Source organism: Aeribacillus sp. FSL M8-0254 (assembly GCF_038008845.1).
GTDB classification, from domain to species: Bacteria; Bacillota; Bacilli; order Bacillales; family Aeribacillaceae; genus Aeribacillus; species Aeribacillus composti.
In genome coordinates, this window is sequence record NZ_JBBOZY010000001.1 from 1,021,556 (window position 1) to 1,040,607 (window position 19,052).

Here is a 19,052-nt window from a genome sequence, read left to right on the forward strand (position 1 = left end):
ACCGTTTTAGTCGAGATTAATCTAGTAAACTTTCAGAGGAAGGGGGCATTTGGTGAAGGTTTCAAGCAGAGGTGAATATGCATTACGTGCTTTGCTTGTACTTGGTCAGCAACAGGGAAAAGTCTGTCCGATCAATGAAATCGCCAAACAAACGCTTGTTACGGTCAAATACTTGGAACAAATCTTGCTCCAATTAAGAAAATTGGGGTATGTGCACAGTAAAAGGGGCATACAAGGAGGCTATATGCTCCGTTTATCGCCGACTGACATTAACATAGGGGAGGTTATCCGGCAAATTGAAGGTCCTTTATCTCCAATGGGGTGTGCCAGTACGACGGCTTATGTGCCGTGTCCATTGGAAGATAAGTGTTTATTAAAGCCGCTTTGGACGGTTGTACGTGACACAATTGCCCGCGTTCTTGAAAAAACAACTTTAGATGATTTATTGAATAAAAGAATTACAACGGGAATGGGGGGAGAGAGCTTTGTTAAAAACGAAAATTGATCAGGAGTGGATTGAAAGAATTATACGTTCACTAGAAGATTTGGAATACGGATCTGTGCAAATTATTGTACATGACTCAAGAATTACACAAATCGAAAAATTAGAAAAATTCCGTTATCCTTTAGAACGAAAGGATAGCCATAACAAAGGGGCTAAGTGAACATATAAAACAATATCATAAAGAGGTCGTCGATCGGTCCACCGAAGACTCCCTATGTTTTTTCAATATTCCCGGATTGAGGAAGTTTTTTTATTTATAACACCGCCATCGAAACATAGCGGAATGGGAGATGAATTTTATGAATATTACAAATAAACGTAAGTCAAAAGGACTATTTTTTCTATTATCTGTTATTACAAGTATAGCTCTTGTTTTAAGTGCTTGTGGTTCAAAAAATGAAAGTGCTAGCTCCAGCTCAGAGGAAGATAAAAAGGCTGTCGAGTTATTAAACGTTTCTTATGACCCTACACGGGAGCTTTACCAAGACTTTAATAAAGCTTTCGCAAGCTATTGGAAAGAAAAAACTGGTCAAGACGTTACGATTAAACAATCACATGGCGGTTCTGGCAAGCAGGCGCGGTCTGTTATCGATGGTTTGGAGGCAGATGTTGTAACGTTAGCGCTGGCTTATGATATTGACGCCATTGCAGATACTGGATTGATCGAAAAAAATTGGCAACAAAGATTGGATAAAAACAGTTCTCCTTACACGTCCACTATTGTGTTTCTAGTACGCAAAGGAAATCCGAAAGGTATTAAAGATTGGGACGATCTTGTCAGATCTGATGTTTCGATTATAACCCCCAATCCAAAAACATCGGGTGGAGCGCGCTGGAATTATTTAGCTGCATGGGGATACGCATTGAAAAAATATGGCGGCGATGAAGAGAAGGCAAAAGAATTTGTTGCGAAAATATATAAAAATGTTCCAGTATTAGATTCCGGGGCAAGGGGTGCTACAACAACATTTGTCGAAAGAAAAATCGGTGATGTTCTTCTTGCTTGGGAAAATGAAGCTTTTCTAGCCATCAATGAATTAGGAAAGGATCACTTTGAGATTGTTGTGCCTTCTGTAAGCATTTTAACAGAACCTCCTGTTGCTGTTGTAGACAAGGTGGTTGATAAGAAAGGAACGCGCGAAGTAGCTGAAGAGTATTTGAAATATTTGTACACGGAAGAAGGACAGGAATTGGCAGCGAAGCATTATTATCGTCCAACATTGCCAAAAGTCGCTGAAAAATATAAAGATACATTCCCGCAATTGGAACTCTTTACAGTTGACGAACTGTTTGGGGGCTGGAGAGAGGCTCAGAAAAAACATTTTGACGACGGCGGTATTTTCGATCAAATTTATCAACCGAAATAATGATTTGTTCCGATGAATGGAGGATTGGAAGTGGCCAAAACAAAACAACAGCACAGAAAAGGGATTATTCCAGGTTGGGGACTCACGATGGGCTTTACGCTAACTTATCTTAGTTTAATAGTGTTGATCCCCTTGTCCGTTATCTTTTTAAAAGCCTCAACACTCAGCTGGGAGCAATTTTGGCAAATCGTCACAACTGACAGGGTGGCAGCCTCGCTTCGTTTATCTTTTGTTTCTTCATTTATTGCCGCTACCATCAATTTAGTTTTTGGTCTTTTGCTTACTTGGGTGCTAGTGAAATATGATTTCCCAGGGAAAAGAATTATCGACGGATTAATCGATTTGCCGTTTGCTCTCCCAACTGCAGTAGCGGGAATTTCTTTAACAGCTGTTTATGCTCCGACAGGCGTTATTGGACAGTATTTGGACCGCTTCGGTATTGAGGCTGTTTATACCCCGCTCGGTGTCGTAATTGCTTTAACGTTTATCGGATTGCCGTTTGTTGTGCGGTCTATCCAGCCCATTTTGCATGATTTAGATCAGCAGTACGAAGAAGCGGCAGCTGTTTTAGGTGCAAACCGTTGGCAAACGTTTTGGAAAGTGATTTTGCCATCACTTGTTCCTGCGATGTTCACCGGGTTTTCGCTCGCATTTGCGCGGGCGTTAGGCGAATACGGATCAGTCGTTTTCATTTCCGGCAACATGCCAATGAAAACGGAGATCGCCCCTCTTTTGATCGTCACCAAATTGGAACAGTACGATTATGAGGGGGCAACAGCGATTGCCGCTATTGTATTGATTATCTCTTTTTTCCTGCTTTTTCTTATAAATTATTTGCAATGGAGAACGAGTCGAAAATATTTTATTCATTAAGTCACTAAGGAGATGTTATGCCTCAAATGGGTACAAAAACGAAGAAACAGCCTCTTGTCGGTGTTCATACAGAATCTGCGTGGATTCGTTTTATATTGACAGGAACGGCTCTATTATTTGTTGGTTTTTTTCTCATTATCCCGCTAATTACTGTTTTTACAGAAGCTTTGAAAAACGGTTTAGATGTTTATTTTGCTTCGGTTACAGAACCGGATGCTCAATCAGCGATCCGTCTTACACTTTTGACCGCAGCAATAGTGGTGCCATTAAATTTTATTTTTGGTATTGCTGCTGCATGGTGTATCACAAAGTTTCAGTTTCCCGGGAAAACCTGGCTCATCACGCTTATTGATTTGCCGTTTTCTGTATCGCCCGTTATCGCTGGTTTAAGCTTTGTTTTATTGTTTGGTGCACAAGGTTTGTTAGCGCCGGTTTTAGATTCGCTCGGATTGAAAATAATCTTTGCTGTCCCAGGCATAATTTTGGCTACTTTATTTGTAACTTTTCCGTTTGTAGCCCGCGAGTTAATACCGGTCATGCAGGCAAAGGGGAGTGAACAGGAGGAAGCCGCTTTATCTTTAGGTGCCAGCGGATGGAAAACATTTTTATTCGTGACGCTTCCAAACGTCAAATGGGGAATTTTATACGGCGTCATCCTGTGCAATGCGAGAGCAATGGGTGAATTTGGAGCCGTTTCTGTTGTGTCAGGGCATATACGAGGAATGACAAATACGATCCCGCTCCATGTAGAAATTTTATATAATGAGTACCAATTTACTGCTGCATTCGCAGTCGCTTCCCTTTTAGCTATGTTGGCGATCGTTACATTAATTGTTAAAGGGGTGCTTGAATGGAAGGGTGTAGTTGATGGAAAAGGGTAAGGAGTGTGCATCATGGATATCAATGTGAAGCAAATTTCTAAAAATTATGGCTCATTTCAAGCATTAAAAGAAGTAAATTTAACAATACCGTCAGGGAAGATTACCGCTTTGTTAGGTCCATCCGGTTCAGGGAAAACTACGTTGCTGCGGCTGATTGCCGGATTGGAAATGCCTGATAGCGGAAGCATCTATTTTGGCGACCATGATTATACGACAAAAACGGTCCGTGAAAGAAATGTCGGTTTTGTTTTTCAACATTACGCTTTATTTCATCATATGAACGTTTTTGAGAATATTGCATTCGGACTTAAAGTGCGTCCACGAAAAGACAGACCGTCCAAACAAGACGTCCAACGAAAAGTAAATGAATTGCTTCATTTAGTCCAATTAAATGGTCTTGATCGCCGTTACCCGGCTCAATTATCAGGCGGACAGAGGCAAAGAGTTGCATTAGCTAGAGCGTTAGCAGTGGAGCCGAACGTGCTTCTGCTTGATGAACCGTTTGGAGCTCTTGATGCAAAAGTTCGTCAAGAATTGCGGCGATGGCTGCGGCAGTTGCATGAACAATTACATGTAACAACTGTTTTTGTCACGCATGACCAAGAAGAGGCCTTAGAGGTTGCTGATCAAGTGGTAATCTTAAATAATGGAAAAATTGAGCAAGTCGGAACACCGGATGAAGTATATCAACATCCAAAAACGAAATTCGTGTATCAGTTTCTAGGGCGTGTTAACGTTTTTCATGCTGAAGTGAACGATGGTCGCCTACATATCGGAGAAGCATTATTTGCTGCACCTGACGAAAACATTCAAACGAAAAAAATGATCGGGTATATTCGTCCTCATGAAGTGCGAATAACTCGACATAATGATAATCAAAAATCAATTCAAGCAAAGGTTCGCCGCATCCAATCTTATGGCGCGATTGTCCGTTTGGAATTGGAAAGATTGAAAACGAATGATCTGATCGAAGTGGACTTGAGTGTTGAACAGGCGAATCAACTGAACGTGAAAAATGATGAGATTCTTTATGCTGACTTGGAAAAAATAAAGTTTTTTTCAGATTCTCCATCCGTAGAATGAATAAATAATGTCGCCAAGATCATTATCACTTGAAAAGCCTGCATTTCAAAAAGAATGTAAATAAATTTGACTAATAGTTTTTATAAGGACAAATGGGGTAGCAAAATGAGGAGAAAAAATCAAAAATCTTTGCTTGCCTTGCTTTTAATCATGATTGTTAGTTTATTTGCTGTTATATCCGGCTGCTCAGGAGAAGAAAAGAATGTGAAAAGCGCCGGTGAATCTCAAGAAACAAAAGATAAAGAGGAAAAGGTAGTTAGAATCGGATATCAAAAATACGGGACATTAAACATCTTAAAGAAACAAGGAACGCTGGATAAAGCGTTAAAAAGTCACGGATATTCTGTCGAATGGATTCAATTTCCGGCAGGTCCGCAGCTTTTGGAAGGATTAAATGTCGGCAGCATTGATATCGGGCATACTGGCGAAGCGCCGCCGATCTTTGCACAAGCGGCAGGCACTGATTTAGTTTATATTGGTCATGAGCCAGAAAGCCCTCTTTCAGAAGCTATTCTTGTTCCAAAAGATTCACCCATCCGCACTGTTCAGGATTTAAAAGGTAAAAAGGTTGCGCTCAACAAAGGCTCAAACGTCCATTACTTGCTCGTAAAAGCTTTTGATTTTCCTTTTAGTGCTTTGGATTTCAGGCTGCGGCAGCAAGGAGGAGGCAAATGAGACTTCCAATGCGGAAAAATCAAATACCAAAGCGGAAGAGGAGACATTACCAGACGAACTTAGAATTGGCTATCAAAAATCATCTATTTTGCTTTTCTTAAAGGAAAAAGGCAGCTTAGAAAAAATTTTGGCTGAAAAAGGAGTTAAAGTCACATGGCATGAATTTCAATCAGGACCGCCATTATTAGAGGCGTTGAATGCAGGAAAAATTGATGTAGGATATGTAGGCGGAGCACCTGCTGTACTTGCAGGAGCCGTTTCAGATTCTGAATTAGCCTATCTTGCCTATGAACCGGAAGTATATCGGGCGATTGTTGTTCCAAAAGATTCACCTATTCAAAAGATAGAAGATTTAAAAGGGAAGAAGATTGCTTTTGGTAAAGGATCAAGCGCACATTATTTGCTCCTTACTGCTTTAGAGAGTGTAGGGCTGACTTTGAATGATATTACTCCTGTCTATTTACAGCCTTCAGATGCTAGAGGAGCTTTTGAACGCGGCAATGTCGATGCATGGGCGATTTGGGATCCATATCTTGCGGACGCAGAAGAAAGTGGAGGTGCTAGAATCATTGCCGATGCAAAAGGTCTCCCGCGTCAATATGGATTTATTGTAGGAAGACGCGATTATTTTCAAGAAAATCGTGAACTTCGAAATTTAGTGATCAGTGAACTAGAGAAGGTTCACAAAGAGATTCAAGCAGACAAACAAGGGGCTGCCGAAAACTTTTCACAGAAAACTGGCATTTCGAAAGATGTATGGAAGCAAACTTTGGAAAGAAGAGAATATGGAGTATTTGACATCACACCTGAAGTGGTGGATGCCCAACAGAAGCTTGCAGATACTTTTTTAGAGGCAGGATTGATAAACGAGAAAATAAATGTGCAAGATGCTGTTCTTTCAGATTAACGAAGCAAGAAAGTGGTCATTTTATGCTTTATAAGTTATAATGACCCTGAAGCGGAATGTTCAAAAGAAAGATCCATGCGATATCGATTGACAAGCGCAAATAGTTGTCCTTTTACAAATGGAGGTGTTTATCCCTCCATTTGTTTTTGTGGAGAACAGTTGTCCTTATCTTCACGGAAGCGGTAATGGCCGGTTTGCAAGCGGGCTGTCTGTGAACCTTGAGGCCGTTTTTCTTTTCAAAATTTTTTTCATTGAATGAGATAATCTTTTCGCTGCGGGAAAGGATGTAATGAATGGAAATTACCCGTAAAAATCCAAACTCGTTTTTAACGAAAACAAACGGCTATTTGCAAGGGTATTCGTACAGTTTAAATCCGTATGTCGGCTGTTCATACGGCTGCCATTATTGTTATGTACAAAAGCTTCCAGTCGCATTGTTTAAGAAAAAAGAGTGGGGAACATGGGTTGAAATAAAGGATGAAAAGCCAAACCAATTTTTAGGCGAATTGAAGCGGGCCAAGAAGAAAGGGAAAGTGACGATTTTCATGTCATCCTCAACAGACCCTTACCAGCCGCTGGAAGCGAAGGAATTACGAACAAGAAGGCTCCTTGAAGTGATAGCAGAAATGCCTCCGGACTTTTTATTTGTCCAGACGAGAAGCCCGCTTGTCACTAGAGATATTGATATCTTTCAAAAATTGGGGGATCGGGTGCTTGTCAGCATTACCATTGAAACGGACAGAGATGATGTGCGCAAAATTTTTTCCCCAAAGGGGCCGCCGATTCAAGCTAGGATCAATGCGCTTAAAAAACTAAATGAAGAGAACATTCCGTCACAGGCGGCAGTTTCTCCTGTACTGCCTTTTTCTCCTAATTTTACGAATCTATTACGGAATGCGACGAAACGAGTCTGTTTAGATGATTTCTTTTTAGGAGATGGAAGCGGCGGAAGACGATCACAGGCGCTCGGTTTGTCAAAGCTTTTTTCGCAAATTGGAGAAGAAGAATGGTTTTCCCCTGAAAACATCGAATATGTGAAAGACTTATTTTTACATGTGTTTGCGAAAGATCAGCTGTTCATTTCTAGGCAAGGCTTCATTCCGCCCGATGGGAGTCATGAAGAATGATCGATTCTCATATTCATTTGGATCAATACGATCCAAAAACTATTGATGAGCAAATCAAAAAGTGGCAGGAAGCGGGCATTACTCATGTTGTGGCCGTTTCAACCGATTTAACATCCGCCTATAAAACGCTTGAATTGAAGCAGAAACATGAAGATTTTATTATAGCAGCTGCCGGCTTTCACCCTGAACAGGAGATTCTTGAAGAACGGGAGCTTGAAGAGCTTCTAACGCTGATTCGAACAGAGAGGGCGATTTCAGCTGTCGGGGAAATAGGTTTGCCGTATTATGAAAAAGAGCGATTATTTGCAAAGTATTCGGAACAAACTTATATAGATGTCTTGAAGGAATTTTTGAAAATCAGCGTTGAACATTCACTGCCAGTTGCCTTGCATGCAGTTCATGAAGATGCGGAAAAAGTTTTACATCTTTTGCAAAAACATCAAGTGAAAAAAGCGCATTTTCATTGGCTTAAAGCGGCATCATCTGTAGTGAAGGAAATTTGTAAACAACACTATTATATTTCTGTGACTCCGGAAGTTTGCTACCGCCTGCGCGATCAGCAGCTTGCTGAACAAGTTCCGATGGATCAGCTGCTTATTGAGACGGACGGCCCTTGGCGGTATGGGGGAGCGTTTAAAAATGTTGACACAACCCCGTTATTTTTAAAGGAAATTTGCCGCAAATTGGCGAATATTAAAAAGAGGCCGCGTGAAGATATTGTGCGCACAACTGCAAATAATGCGAAAAAACTTTATCTTAATTGGGGGTAGAACATGAAGCTTGTCACTGCAAATATTCACGACAGAACGTTTATCGGACTAATTTTTAACGAAGATTCGGTTATTGATATTCAAAAAGCGGAACTGAAGCTTTATGAATCGGAAATATCGCCTGCATTGCTGCAAGCGTGCATTGAAATGGGTGAAAAATTTGTCCGCCATATTGAAGCATTACAGGAATGGGTTGCGAAGGAAAAAGAAAGGGAGACATATGTCTATCCGCTGTCAGCTGTTAAACTCCAAGCACCGATTCCACGACCGAAGAAAAACATTATGTGCGTCGGTAAAAACTACCGTGACCATGTTGCGGAAATGGGAAGCGAAAGTGATATTCCTTCCGATTTGATTCTGTTTTCCAAACCTTCAACTTCCGTTATTGCTCATGAAGGAGAAATTGATCCTCATCTTTATTTAACCGACGAACTTGATTATGAAGGGGAACTTGCAGTTGTCATTGGGAAAAAAGGAAAACAAATTCGCGAAGAAGAAGCCTATGACTACGTTTTTGGATATACGATCATCAATGATGTCACAGCAAGAGATTTGCAAGCTCGCCACAAACAATATTTTTTAGGAAAAAGCTTGGATACATCATGCCCGATGGGACCGTATATTGTACATAAATCGGCTGTTTCGAATCCACAGCATCTGTCTATCGAGACGAAAGTTAATGGCGAAATTCGGCAGCAAGCCAATACAAATCAAATGATTTTCCCGATTAAACGGATCATTTCCATCATTTCTCAAGGCATGACTCTTGAACCGGGAGATATCATTGCAACAGGTACACCTGCGGGAGTCGGAAAAGGCTTCAATCCGCCGAAATTATTAAAGCCTGGCGACACTGTCGAAATTACGGTAGAAGGAATTGGCACGTTGAGAAATAAAGTCAAGGAAATTTAAAAGCGAAAGGACGGGCAAGAGTGAGCCCCTTTAATCTTTCGTTTTAGTGCGTCTTTGTCAATTTAGTGAAATCATTTTATTTATCATAGTAATTGCTATGTTTTTGGCTGATCATTTGATATGATGAATGTGGACTTGCAAGTATAAATGGGGGAGGGCATTTATGACACATTTGCATATTACATCATGGGTCATTTTGCTGATTTTGTTTTTCATTGCGTTTGCCAAACCTTCAAAAGGTTTGCATATGGCTGTGCGAATCTTTTATTTAATCGTGTTGGCAACTGGACTTGAATTAATTTTCCGCTATAATGTGTTCAGCATGGCCAACTATGTAGGGGAATATGTCGCTAAAATTTTCCTTGCCATTGTTTTGATCGGGCTTATGGAAATGGTTTTGGGTAAAAAGAAGAGAAACGAATCGTCCAAAGGCATTTGGATCGGCTTTTGGATTGTGCTGATTCTCGTCATTTTGCTTGGATTTAGACTGCCTCTTACTTTTTAAAAAATATGTTGATGCAAAAATATAGGAGCGTATTTCGCAGCCTTGCTACACTAGCAAGGCTCTATTATTTTTCTTTCTTGAATTTGACAATAAAACCAGCCTTAAAAAAACATCCAAATCCTATAATTATTAGAATTATATGGCCTATATTTTATATCATCAATGGTTAATGAAAATAAAAAAGCTCCAAGCAAAATAAATGGAATAGCTAATAACCACCTCAAATTATGAAACTCTCCTTATCTCGTTTTTTATTAAGGCTATGAATAACAATTCGATATGAGTTCATTGAAACCTTGCTAATCGACAAAAAGTTGGACGAAATTCTGCGGATTGGAAAAAGTTTCAATGCAGGCGATGCTTACGTTTACTGCAATGAATTATGGCACTATCGCTTCAATAACTAAAAGATATTGCATTTTCTTTTTCATTATTCCTGTGATAAATAATTAAACGACTCTGGATTAGTTACTTCAATTTCGATATTCATTTTCGCCATCGATAATAATTTGTTGACAAATTTAACGATGTCGATCATACGATCAGGCATATCAAATGCTAATGCTGTTTCTATCTTAAATTCAGAAACATGGTAAGAACAATCCGGTTTTAAACCTAATAAATCTTCGATAAAAAGATATTCATATTCTAAATATTTTTCATCTATGTCTTGTAATTGAAAAATAACAACTTTAATATGATTAAAATTTTGAATAAAGCTTTCTTCCGTTTCTACTCCTATTCATTCAGGAAAATCTGATAAACGGCTTTCTCTTCTAGTATCTACGATAACTAAGTAACCGAGCGTATCATTGTCCAAGATATTTATTTCAAAAAATTCAAGCTTATTTGTTCGTAATAACCTTTTGTTTCTTAACAAATTCCACTCCACCTTTTATAGAAAGCATAACTATTTTTATAGTTTAATTGGTAAAACTCATTATACTAATAGAATACCAAAGTTTTAGCCATTTTGATTTAGGTACTCCCCGCTTAAAGTTTTTTCATTACTTCTACCTATATCCGCTGTTCCAATTTCCTTTATTGATATGAAGGACATTGAGCATTTGCCGGATCATACAGTCTGTCCAAGTCCATTTCCCCAATCACCGAGTTATTCAGCAGCTTTACTTTAGTAGAAGCTGTAACAAATTGCAAAGACAAAATTTACAATAGACCCCCATGCCGCAAAAGCGGCACCAGCAGATGATGAAAATAGTTCGTCCATGTATACTTAATCTTAGGCTGGCCAGCGAGGTCGTCTTACCTTGGTGCCATGAGCCCGTTAATTAGACAGACCCCGACGACCTGGTGCACCACAGACTGTTGCTCCCTGGGGAAGCACGCGGGATAGAATGACGTGTATGGTCGTTGCACCGCCAGCCTGTGTTTATTACATGTTAGGCATGGGGGAACGAACATGGACATTATCCATACTCATGTTTGTGGATTAGACGTTCATAAGAAGAACGTCGTCGCTTGTATTATTACTCCGGATCATCAAGAGATCCGCACGTTTTCTACCATGACTGAAGACTTGCTTATGCTTGTAGACTGGATCAAGGCGCATGGCGTCACTCACGTGGCCATGGAAAGTACAGGTTCCTACTGGAAGCCAATTTATAACCTGTTGGAGATGGAAGACATCAAGATTTTAGTGGTCAATGCCAAACATATCAAAAATGTGCCTGGTCGCAAAACAGATGTAAAGGATGCCGAGTGGATCGCTGGACTCTTACGCCATGGATTGCTACAAGGTAGTTACATCCCTGACCGCCAGCAACGGGAGTTGAGGGAACTCATCCGTTATCGTCGCAGCCTGATTGAAGAGCGGGCTCGCGAAATCAACCGCATCCAGAAGGTACTGGAAGGGGCTAACATCAAACTCTCCTCGGTGGCGACCAATGTGCTGGGCAAATCGGGTCGAGCCATGATCGAGGCTTTAATTAATGGTGAAACTGACCCCGATGTGCTATCCGAACTGGCTCAGCGCCGTCTCAAACGGAAGAAAGAGGAGTTGAAAAAGGCCCTGAAGGGCCTCATCGGCCCTCATCAACGCCTGATGCTTAAAACCCAGCTTGAGCATATTGATCACTTAGATGCCTTGATTGAAGAACTGGATGCTGAAATCAAGGAGCGGATGCGCCCTTTTGAAGATGACCTGGAGCGGTTAGATACGATCCCCGGCGTTGGTCGGCGCACAGCGGAGCATATTTTGGCTGAGATTGGCCCTGACATGACACAGTTTCCTTCGGCAGCTCACTTGTGTTCATGGGCAGGAGTCGCCCCAGGGAATAACGAAAGTGCCGGAAAACGAAAGTCAGGGAAAACCCGCAAGGGAAACCAGAAGCTTCGTAGCACCCTGGTGGAAGCCGCCCGTGCCGCTGCTAGGTCCAAACACACCTATCTATCCAGCCAGTACCACCGTATTGCTGCACGCCGGGGGGCCAATCGTGCAGCGGTTGCGGTCGCTCATAGCATCCTGACTATTGTCTACCATCTCCTCAAAAAGAAGCAGACTTACATCGAACTTGGTCCACATTACTACGAAGAACGCAAGCGCCATCAAGTCGCCAGACAAGCGATTCGGAAGTTGGAAACACTAGGGTTTAAGGTCATGGTAGAGCCGTCAAATCAAACAGCGTAGTTAACCGAAACAGTAACCATCAGGTGCATAAACATGACTTATTCCAGCAAATACCAATCTGCTGGTGTTAACACCCCCTGGATTTTTTGTGCTTTTTTCATGGACTTAAATTTTCGGGATAGATAATAGCACAATATTTCCTGGTAATAATAAACGAGTATTTAAATCAAAATACTTGAACGGGGAGGTTTATAATATGGCAGAGGAGGATGATGATATAACTTAGTTTTCGTTTTGTTAATACCTAATGTTTTAGGTTCATATTTTTGTTTTTATAAACATTTTTCGGTAGCGCAGTCTACATTGATGTTGGGCAGCCGGTCTGTTTTGCCCATCATTGAATAAATACTTCGCCACAGGGTGACAATTCGAACGAATAGAATCTTTTTGAATATCCAGCATGATCAGGCTGCAGCTGTTTTTTATGTGTCTCCTTAAAAAATTTAAATGACTCTTCTCTGCACTCCCCCTATCAATTGCAAAGCTTTCATTACTCCGATTGTTTAACTAAAAGTTTTTTCCTTGAATTGCAGTTATGAAATAGAGCTGACAAAGCTTCGTTCCCCTGTGCTTACAGTGAATTCAAACAGGTCTTTTTGTTTGTCTCCCCGATGGAAAAAATGCTGAACTGCACAAAGAGAATCCGTATTATCAAATATAAAAACAGAAGCGCCTTTCATCGGTTTGTTTCCATGGTGATACAACAATTGATTGTGGCAGTAAATGATGTCATAAACGGAAAAGGATAAAGCATTTAAATGGTGTACAAACATTATAAAGCTTTCATCATTCAATTCATTTAAAAAAGAATGAAATGCATAGGGGAATGTCTTCTTGATTCGAATTTTTCCGCCTGACCGCAAGTATTCTTCCTTATTATGTCCAATATCAACCCATCGGCCGTTTTTCAAAAGTTCAATGTGCTGATCGTTTAAATCATCAAGAGAAATCTGTTCATCATCTTCATCATCGATCAAAATCGGTTTTGCTTGAAGCATTTCAACGGTTGCGGTCCGAAAACTCCTTTTTTGTTTATGGAGAAGATCATTTTTTATGTCCGAAAACAATATGAACACCTCAATACTTTTTATTGATTGTTTTAGACAAAATGCTTTCTTTTTATACAAATGGGCAGGTAACATTGAACTTTTTTTGCATACAATAGCTACATCTTTCATGTTATAGATAGTGGGGTGATAAGCATATGTGTGGAATTGCTGGCTGGGTAAATTTTCAACAATCACTTTTCCAAAATACTGAAATAATGGAAGACATGATTGATACGTTAAGCAAAAGAGGGCCTGATGATACAAATATTTGGGGAAAGAAGCACGTATTGTTCGGGCATAAAAGACTTGTTGTCATTGACCCGGAATGCGGTCGACAGCCGATGACAAAACTAAAAGAAGATAATTCCTACACGATTTGTTATAACGGCGAGCTATACAATACGGAAGATATTCGCAAAGAATTATTGAAAAAAGGCTATACGTTTCGCGGCCACTCAGATACGGAAGTTCTTTTAGCTTCATACATGGAATGGAAAGAAGAATGTGTGCACCATTTAAACGGAATTTATGCTTTTGCCGTTTGGGATTCAGCAGATGAAAAATTATTTATAGCACGCGACCGTCTTGGCGTTAAACCGCTCTTTTTTTATGAAAACAACGGTAATTTTCTGTTCGCTTCTGAAATAAAAGCCCTTTTAGCCAATCCTGAAGTAGATGCTTTGCTCGATCAGGAAGGGCTGCAAGAAATTATGGCGCTGGGGCCGTCGAGATCTCCCGGTTCAGGCGTTTTTAAAGGAATCGAAGAGCTTAGACCCGCCCATGCCCTAAGTTTTAATCGAGATGGCTTAAAAATATGGAGGTATTGGAACGTTAAAAGCCATCCGCATGAGGATTCTTTTGAAGAAACGGTCGAAAAAGTGCGTGAATTACTAATAGATGCCGTCACAAGACAGCTTGTCAGCGATGTTCCGCTATGCACGTTTTTATCGGGAGGATTGGATTCGAGCGCCATTACAGCGATTGCCGCCAGGACATTTGAAAAGGAAGGAAAGGGGCATCTTCATACTTATTCAATTGATTACGAAGGGAATTCTGAGTATTTTCAACAAAGTGAGTTTCAGCCGAATGCTGATGCCTACTGGATTCATTTAATGAAGGAATCTTTTCAAACCATTCATCACGAATGTATCATGACACAGGAAGAGCTTGTCTCATATTTGCAGGAAGCAGTTGAAGTCCGTGATCTTCCGGGGATGGCGGACGTCGATTCTTCACTTCTTTGGTTTTGCCGGCAAATTAATAAGGACTTTGTCGTGAGCTTGTCGGGAGAATGTGCGGACGAAATTTTCGGCGGATATCCGTGGTTTTATCGTCATGAGGAATTGGCAAGAGAAGGATTTCCGTGGATTCGTTCATTAGATGAGCGGATCAAGCTGCTCCGGAACGATTGGCAAAAAAAGCTGAATATAAAAGAATATGCTTTAAGGCAATATGAAAAAACGATTGAAGAAACACCTGTTTTAGATGGAGAACCTGAAACGGAAAGAAAAAGGCGGGAGCTTTTTTACTTAAATATGATATGGTTTATGACAACATTGCTTGACCGAAAGGATCGCATGAGCATGGGGGCATCGCTTGAAGTGCGCGTTCCGTTTGCAGATCACCGGCTTGTCGAATACGTCTGGAATATTCCGTGGGAATGGAAACGATATGGCGATCGGGAAAAAGGCCTATTACGGAAAAGCTTAGAAGATCTTTTGCCGAAGGAGGTTGTCTACAGGAAAAAAAGCCCGTATCCGAAAACACATCATCCGAAATATACGAAGCTTGTAAAAGAACAGCTTGAAAACGTATTGGCCATGAAAGACTCCATATTGCACGAGCTTTTCGATGGGAATGCATTAAATAAATTAGTAGAGACAGACGGTGCATCTTTTCAACGTCCATGGTACGGACAGCTGATGACGGGACCGCAGCTGTTAGCTTATCTTTGGCAAATTCACATTTGGTTTGAAAAGTACCGGATTAATATCATTTGATGAATTTAGGGAAAATGAGGCTGTCTTAGAAAGTCAAATCGCCATTGAAAACAAAAAATCATAAACACCGATATATCAACGTTTCTAACACATTAATGGGGGTGTCAATAAGCCGTAAAAACGACTTAGTAGACACCCCCTTGCTTTTTATAATAAAGAAGGACAAACATGTTCAGCATGTTATAATGTTTTTTATAATGAAATTCAAAAATGATCTGCAAGGGGAGCGGGAGGGGAGAGATATATTAACATTTTGTAGAAATTGAATGATTCATCGGTAGAAAAAAGATTTTTATGAAAATGATGAACGTTTTCAAAAATTTTCTAATGTCTAGGAATCAAGCAGGGAGAGAAGCTTACAATAAGATCCGAATTTGGCCTGGTACGGTTCATGTTGTAAGAGAATAGTTCAAGAAGATCATGAATGAAAAATTAACTGACCTAACTTTTTGAATACGTTGACGAACTGTTTGATCGTGGCGCAATCCAGGCAAAATGATGTAGGTAACGCAATGATTTCAAACATGTAAACTTATTTTTCAGTTAGCATGGAAGGAATAAAGGCTCTTTCAAATGAAACGGGGATAAGCCAGCGAGTGATTCGCGAGGCTTATAAAGAAAAACTCATCGGAAAAGGGGATAAATCCCATCAAACATTACATACATTCGATGAGAAGATTGACAGCAAACCAAAACAGATGCAACACCGCTTGCCGATTTTGCGGAAGAGTTGAAGCGGCGAACTTAGATGAATTAAGCGACAAGCATGGATTTTGCTGACATAAGGAGGATTTTGACGAGTGAAAAAAGGATTGATCTTCATTTTGTGTGTTTCATTGCTTTTTTGTTTTTCAGCGACTGCTAGCGCTGTAAACTTGCAGGATGAGTCAATTTATCACGTAGCAGTTGACCGCTTTTACAATGGAACGACGGCCAATGACGGCGAAAGAAAGGGCGGTCTTGAACATTTTCTTGGGGGTGACTTGCAAGGGGTGATCAAAAAGCTGGATTACATAAAAGGAATGGGCTTTACAATCGTTTCTTTATCACCAATATTTCAAAATGAGGCAAACGGCTTTCATGGGAAATGGGTGAAAGACTTTAAAAAAGTGGACGAGCATTTTGGAACAATGCAGGATTTAAAACAGCTGACAAAGGAAGCACATAAACGTGATCTAAAGGTCATGATAGATTTTGTTTTCGAAACAGGACCGAACCACCCTTGGCTGTCTGATCCAGCTAAAAAAGAATGGTTTGTTGAAGGAAGTACGACATTCGATGTTTCTCGCCCCGACGTTCAAGCATTTATAATCGATGTCGCTAAATGGTGGATCAAACAAAGTGATATTGACGGGTATCGGTTGATTGACGCGAATCGAACTGAACCTCAATTTTTAAAAAAAATGGCTGAAGAAGTTAAGTCTGTCAAAAAAGATTTCGTTTTAGTGGCAGATATTGGCGGGGGTGATCCGAATACATATCAAAACAGTGGAATCGATGCCGTGATGAATACCTATTTTGCGAAAAATGCGCAAAAATCATTTTCGAATGTGGATGAACCGCTTTCAGGATTGGACGGGTTTACGCAATCCAATCTGCCTGTCGTTTCGTTTTTAGATGACGAGGATATCGTTCGTTTTACAAGAAAAGCTGTTGAGAATGAAGCGTTTCCAGTGACAAGATTAAAACTTGCCTTGACGTATTTATATACTTTACCGGCTGTTCCTTTTGTTTATTACGGGACGGAGATTGCATTGGATGGCGGAAATGGAGCAGTCAATTATCGGATGATGGATTTTCGCACGAGCACCGAAATAGTCGAGTACATAACAAATTTAGCCGACATTCGCAAAATCCTGCCTTCTCTCCGAACAGGGCAATATCATTTGTTGTATGAAAAGGACGGCATGCTCGTTTATCAATTAAAAAGCGGTGATGAAACATCCATTATTGCCATTAACAACACATCGCAAACAAAAAGCGTAACGATCGGATTTCGATATTTGCCGGATAATCACGAATTGAGAGGGTATTTAAAAGGGGGAAGCATAAAAAGTTCAAAGGACGGATACACGATCACTTTGGAGCGGGAAACAGCGGAGATTTTTAAACTGGACGAACAAAAAGGTGCGAGCATCCCTTTTATTTCCATTTTGGTCGGAGTCCCAGTTTTGTTTATCCTTTTCTTATATGCCGCATATAAAAAAGGGAAGGGAAAACAGTCGTCGTAAAATGCAAAATAAAAAGCTGATCCCTTAAAGGTGCAAAAAAAGGACAAACTCGTCTTAATTTGCCATTTTTAAGCTGCTTCTATGTACACATAGGCTTTAAACAGGAATTTTTCAACTGAAAGCTTCGGAGCGGAAAGTTCGCCTATCACATCTTCCTTTTCATATTGAGATGTTGGAAAAGAAGCCTAATTCTTCCTTTTTGAACGCAAAAAAGCCCCTTCCTCATATCAAGACGCTGGAAAAGGAGCGGCTCCATTTAAAGTGGGTAAAACAATATTGATCAATGGATAACAGATTAGGAAAGAGGGCTTCTTATCAATAGCTTGTGAATTTGGAACAAGCTTTTGCTCGCTTTTTCGTTGTGACGCTTGTATTTTAATTTTAAAGGATGCAATGTTTTTTCACGTTTATGTTGTAGGCTGGTGCTTTTTCTCATAAGATGGGAGTAATAGAAAAAGGGGAGGAGAAATGTATGAAGCCGCTTCGCTTACGGGGGCATCATTTATTATGTGTGCACGGATTTCGCGGAATGGGATATAGTCCATCGTTTGTAGAGAAGATGTGGGAAGTAGTTACAAAAATTCGTGATGAAGAGCAAGACTTTCCCATTCAAGTCGTCTCTGCACTTGATGATGCGTGCATGGCATGTCCGCACCATGGAGAATCGACGTGCCAAGCGGATCCGAATTCAAATGAGCATGTGATTTCCATGGATCAAAAAGTAATCCGCCATTTAGGCATTGAAGAAAATGGGATTTACTTAAAATCGGAATTAATGGGGCTCACGGCCCAAAAAGTAGTCCCTGACGACTTAGATTACTTATGTGCGAATTGCTCCTGGCTTCCGCACGGTGTATGCAAAGAAGGCATCGCCAATGTCCGTAACGGGAATATTGCGCAAAAGGAAGCTAAGTAGCTTTTTACAGTTTTCGTCACTGCCCAATCTGTCAGTGTAGCTGATTGCGGCTTTTCAAAATTATTGGTGCATATTGGCGCAATCTTGTTGAAATTTTGTACTCTTTTTCGTCTTCGTCATCTTTTACATAATCCAAGTATTAGCGAAACCATGTTGAGATTTTGCCCCTGTTAAGCAGGAAATAGCCTCTAGGTGGAAATAGCCGAGCGACAATTCGGCTATTCTAATTTTAAACACGGAGGCTATGCTTCTTCACTATAATACTGCAAGCTTTGTAGAAAGCTGTTTCCGTTTCTTTTCTATAGGAATCATGAATGAAGTTGTCATAAAGGTTTGCAGCATTTGTTGTCCTATGGATCATAAGCGGTCAGCTTAAAAGAAGGGTGCTTCCATGACGATTTTTCTTTCGAGCTCGGGAATTGGATTAATAAGTTGGAGGAAAACTAGATTGTTTGAAACGCTCTGTATCGGACGACGATAAGATTTGAATTAATAAGTTGGAGGCAAACGGATTGAGCAGCACTTCACCGTTTTTATACTCGTTCACTAGGGATTCGCACTGTGATCGAAGTTGACCAACACCAGTAGGCTCCTAAATTAAAAG

At 40.4% G+C, this 19,052-nt stretch carries 17 protein-coding genes and 1 pseudogene; 17 read left to right on the forward strand and 1 reads right to left on the reverse strand.

Annotated elements, in window-relative coordinates:
- Positions 1-52 precede the first annotated feature (52 nt).
- The 13 genes and pseudogenes from NSQ44_RS05125 to NSQ44_RS05185 all read left to right on the forward strand — a co-directional run bounded on the left by NSQ44_RS05125 (position 53) and on the right by NSQ44_RS05185 (position 12,252).
- A complete protein-coding gene (locus NSQ44_RS05125; RefSeq protein ID WP_094245313.1) occupies positions 53-505 on the forward strand; it encodes an RrF2 family transcriptional regulator in 453 nt (150 codons plus the stop codon).
- A complete protein-coding gene (locus NSQ44_RS05130; protein WP_094245314.1) occupies positions 486-665 on the forward strand; it encodes a YezD family protein in 180 nt (59 codons plus the stop codon). Before NSQ44_RS05125 ends, NSQ44_RS05130 begins: the two co-directional genes overlap by 20 nt.
- A gap of 139 nt (positions 666-804) precedes the next feature.
- Positions 805-1,872 (forward strand): sulfate ABC transporter substrate-binding protein, encoded by a 1,068-nt coding sequence (locus NSQ44_RS05135; protein WP_340855395.1) that lies wholly within the window; start codon positions 805-807, stop codon positions 1,870-1,872.
- 12 nt (positions 1,873-1,884) lie between these two features.
- Entirely contained in the window at positions 1,885-2,745 is an 861-nt protein-coding gene (gene cysT / locus NSQ44_RS05140) for a sulfate ABC transporter permease subunit CysT (protein ID WP_094245316.1), read from the forward strand.
- Positions 2,746-2,771: 26 nt separating this feature from the next.
- On the forward strand, positions 2,772-3,626 hold the full coding sequence (gene cysW / locus NSQ44_RS05145) for a sulfate ABC transporter permease subunit CysW (protein WP_339229460.1): 855 nt from the start codon (positions 2,772-2,774) through the stop codon (positions 3,624-3,626).
- Between the two features lie 12 nt (positions 3,627-3,638).
- Positions 3,639-4,709 carry a sulfate/molybdate ABC transporter ATP-binding protein gene (locus NSQ44_RS05150; RefSeq protein WP_340855399.1) on the forward strand — a complete coding sequence of 357 codons (1,071 nt, stop codon included), beginning with the start codon at positions 3,639-3,641 and terminating at the stop codon, positions 4,707-4,709.
- 105 nt (positions 4,710-4,814) lie between these two features.
- A pseudogene (locus NSQ44_RS05155) lies at positions 4,815-5,330 on the forward strand (ABC transporter substrate-binding protein); the annotation flags it as partial.
- A 10-nt stretch (positions 5,331-5,340) separates the two neighbouring features.
- The gene (locus NSQ44_RS05160) at positions 5,341-6,291 is read left to right on the forward strand and encodes an aliphatic sulfonate ABC transporter substrate-binding protein (RefSeq protein ID WP_340855404.1); all 951 of its coding nucleotides are present in this window, start codon (positions 5,341-5,343) and stop codon (positions 6,289-6,291) included.
- Between the two features lie 293 nt (positions 6,292-6,584).
- Positions 6,585-7,418, forward strand: a complete 834-nt coding sequence (locus NSQ44_RS05165; RefSeq protein ID WP_340855408.1) for an SPL family radical SAM protein — start codon at positions 6,585-6,587, stop codon at positions 7,416-7,418.
- Positions 7,415-8,188, forward strand: coding sequence for a TatD family hydrolase (locus NSQ44_RS05170; RefSeq protein WP_094245320.1), 774 nt, complete (start codon positions 7,415-7,417; stop codon positions 8,186-8,188). Before NSQ44_RS05165 ends, NSQ44_RS05170 begins: the two co-directional genes overlap by 4 nt.
- A gap of 3 nt (positions 8,189-8,191) precedes the next feature.
- Positions 8,192-9,100: a fumarylacetoacetate hydrolase family protein gene (locus NSQ44_RS05175; protein WP_340855411.1), complete on the forward strand. Its 909-nt coding sequence runs from the start codon at positions 8,192-8,194 to the stop codon at positions 9,098-9,100.
- Positions 9,101-9,263: 163 nt separating this feature from the next.
- Positions 9,264-9,605 (forward strand): YisL family protein, encoded by a 342-nt coding sequence (locus NSQ44_RS05180; protein WP_063386645.1) that lies wholly within the window; start codon positions 9,264-9,266, stop codon positions 9,603-9,605.
- Positions 9,606-11,025: 1,420 nt separating this feature from the next.
- Positions 11,026-12,252 carry an IS110 family transposase gene (locus NSQ44_RS05185; protein ID WP_044897903.1) on the forward strand — a complete coding sequence of 409 codons (1,227 nt, stop codon included), beginning with the start codon at positions 11,026-11,028 and terminating at the stop codon, positions 12,250-12,252.
- 533 nt (positions 12,253-12,785) lie between these two features.
- Here NSQ44_RS05185 and NSQ44_RS05190 read toward each other — a convergent pair.
- Positions 12,786-13,319 carry a DUF2777 family protein gene (locus NSQ44_RS05190; RefSeq protein WP_340855415.1) on the reverse strand — a complete coding sequence of 178 codons (534 nt, stop codon included), beginning with the start codon at positions 13,317-13,319 and terminating at the stop codon, positions 12,786-12,788.
- A gap of 137 nt (positions 13,320-13,456) precedes the next feature.
- On the opposite strand from NSQ44_RS05190, the gene asnB reads away from it, so the two are divergent.
- From asnB to NSQ44_RS05210, 4 genes are all read left to right on the forward strand, one after another.
- Positions 13,457-15,301: an asparagine synthase (glutamine-hydrolyzing) gene (gene asnB, locus NSQ44_RS05195; RefSeq protein WP_340855418.1), complete on the forward strand. Its 1,845-nt coding sequence runs from the start codon at positions 13,457-13,459 to the stop codon at positions 15,299-15,301.
- Between the two features lie 596 nt (positions 15,302-15,897).
- Positions 15,898-16,035, forward strand: a complete 138-nt coding sequence (locus tag NSQ44_RS05200) for a hypothetical protein (protein WP_340855421.1) — start codon at positions 15,898-15,900, stop codon at positions 16,033-16,035.
- A 66-nt stretch (positions 16,036-16,101) separates the two neighbouring features.
- Positions 16,102-17,532 (forward strand): alpha-amylase family glycosyl hydrolase, encoded by a 1,431-nt coding sequence (locus NSQ44_RS05205; protein ID WP_340855422.1) that lies wholly within the window; start codon positions 16,102-16,104, stop codon positions 17,530-17,532.
- A 472-nt stretch (positions 17,533-18,004) separates the two neighbouring features.
- The gene (locus NSQ44_RS05210; RefSeq protein ID WP_066250588.1) at positions 18,005-18,448 is read left to right on the forward strand and encodes a DUF1284 domain-containing protein; all 444 of its coding nucleotides are present in this window, start codon (positions 18,005-18,007) and stop codon (positions 18,446-18,448) included.
- The last annotated feature ends 604 nt before the right edge of the window (positions 18,449-19,052 follow it).